2 protein-coding genes and 1 tRNA gene are annotated in these 2,013 nt (G+C 74.2%); 1 reads left to right on the top strand and 2 read right to left on the bottom strand.

The window, feature by feature from the left end:
• Nucleotides 1-371 precede the first annotated feature (371 nt).
• Both VGD85_RS09905 and VGD85_RS09900 read right to left on the bottom strand, forming a co-directional pair.
• Nucleotides 372-448 (bottom strand) — tRNA-Pro (locus VGD85_RS09905).
• A 103-nt stretch (nt 449-551) separates the two neighbouring features.
• Nucleotides 552-1,475 (bottom strand): metallophosphoesterase, encoded by a 924-nt coding sequence (locus VGD85_RS09900; RefSeq protein WP_331063287.1) that lies wholly within the window; start codon nt 1,473-1,475, stop codon nt 552-554.
• A gap of 35 nt (nt 1,476-1,510) precedes the next feature.
• Here VGD85_RS09900 and VGD85_RS09895 point away from each other — a divergent pair, with 35 nt between their 5' ends.
• Complete coding sequence (locus VGD85_RS09895) at nt 1,511-1,972, top strand: GatB/YqeY domain-containing protein (protein WP_331063286.1); 462 nt, start codon at nt 1,511-1,513, stop codon at nt 1,970-1,972.
• Nucleotides 1,973-2,013 lie beyond the last annotated feature (41 nt).

Genomic DNA, 2,013 nt, shown 5'->3' with positions numbered 1-2,013 from the left:
CGCTCCCGAGCCGGCGCCCGAGCCCGTTCCCGAGCCCGTCGCTGTCGGGGAGCGGGAGCCCGACGTCCGGCGGACCCTTCCGCCGGTCCCGGACGATCCCGAGCCGGCCCTCGAACCACGGGAGCAGCCGTCGAGGCGGGTGCGGGCGGTGGAGCGGTCGCCGGCTGGGTCGGCGGCGGCTCGACCTCGGGCGTACGCCGCCGGCGCCGCCAGCCCAGCGAGGGCAGCTCCAGCGACGGCTGGTCCTTGCCGGCGCGGCGGCCGGCGTCCTGCTCGGGCTCCCCTTCGGCCATGACGGGCAGTGTGCCACGACCGACCCGCCCCGGAGACGCAGCAGGCCCGGATCCGCACTGCGGATCCGGGCCGGCATCTGGTCGGGCTGACAGGATTTGAACCTGCGGCCTCCTCGTCCCGAACGAGGCGCGCTACCAAGCTGCGCCACAGCCCGATCGCGGGTCCGGATCGAGGTCCGGGCCACGAGCAGGGCAACCATACCCGAGCGCGACCGGCGCCTCGAAATCGGCCACCGTCCGTGGACGGACGACGCCCGGTCAGGAGCGCGCGACGAGGGTCAGCAGCGTCGCCTCGGGGCGGCAGGCGACGCGGATCCGCGCGTAGGGGCTGGTCCCGAGACCGGCGGAGACGTGCAGCCACGCGGACTCCGGATCGCCCGGCCCGGACGCGGCCGGGTGACGGTGCAGCCCACGGGCCCGCTCGGGCTCGAGGTCGCAGTTGGTCGTCAGCGCTCCGATGCCCGGCACGCACACCTGGCCGCCGTGGGTGTGCCCGGCGAGGATCGCGTCGTACCCGTCCTCGACGAAGCGGTCCAGGACCCGCAGGTACGGCGCGTGCGCGACCCCCAGGCGGAGGTCGGCGTCCGGGTCGGCAGGTCCGGCGACCTCGTCGAGCCGGTCGTAGCCCAGGTGGGGGTCGTCGACGCCCGCGAACGCGATCCGCAGCCCGCGCACCTCGAGCGTCGCGCGGGTGTTGGTCAGCTCCACCCAGCCGTGCCCGGTGAGCTCCCGGCGCAGGTCTCGCCACGGCAGCTGCGCGCTCGTGGTGTGCCGGGTGCCGTCGTCGGGCAGCACGTAGCGCAGCGGGTTGCGCAGCGTGGGGGAGAAGTAGTCGTTGGAGCCGAAGACGAACACCCCCGGCCGGTCGACCAGCGGGCCGAGGGCCTCGATCACCACCGGCACGGACGCGTGGTGGGCGAGGTTGTCGCCGGTGTTGACGACCAGGTCGGGGTCCAGCCCCGCCAGGCCGCGCAGCCACTCCTGCTTGCGGGTCTGCCTCGGGGTCATGTGGATGTCGCTGAGGTGCAGCACCCTGATGTCGGGGCTGCCGGGCGGCAGCACCGGCACCGTCGCCCGCCGCAGCGTGTAGGCGCGGGCCTCGGCGAGGGCGTACGCGGTGAGCGCCCCGCCTGCGAGAGATCCCGCAAGGCAGAGGCGCCGGATCAGGCCGAGGGCGGTCACCTGCGCAAGGCTACGGGCACAGGCACAATGGGTTCATGAGTGCCCTCAAGGACCGTCTGCGTGCCGACCTGACCACCGCGATGAAGGCCCGCGACGAGGTGCGGTCCTCGACGCTGCGGATGGTGCTCACCGCGGTCACCAACGCCGAGGTGGCGGGCAAGGAGCACCGTGAGCTCTCCGACGACGACGTCATCGGGGTGCTCTCGACCGAGGCGAAGAAGCGTCGCGAGGCAGCGGCCGCGTTCGGCGAGGCCGGTCGCACCGAGATGGCGGAGAAGGAGACCGCGGAGGCGGCCGTGATCGCCGACTACCTGCCCGCCCAGCTCAGCGAGGAGGAGATCGCGGACCTCGTGACCTCCGCGATCGCCCAGAGTGGCGCCGCGGGCGAGGGCATGAGGGCGATGGGCAAGGTCATGGGCATGATCCAGCCCCAGGTCAAGGGCCGCGCCGACGGCGGCGCCGTGGCCGCGGAGGTACGCCGGCAGCTCGGCGCCTGAGCAACGGCCTGAGCAACGGCCCGAGCCTCGGCTGGGTCAGC

The organism is Nocardioides sp. (genome assembly GCF_036401255.1).
Lineage (GTDB): Bacteria > Actinomycetota > Actinomycetes > Propionibacteriales > Nocardioidaceae > Nocardioides.
This window is presented reverse-complemented; position numbering and strand designations above follow the sequence as displayed.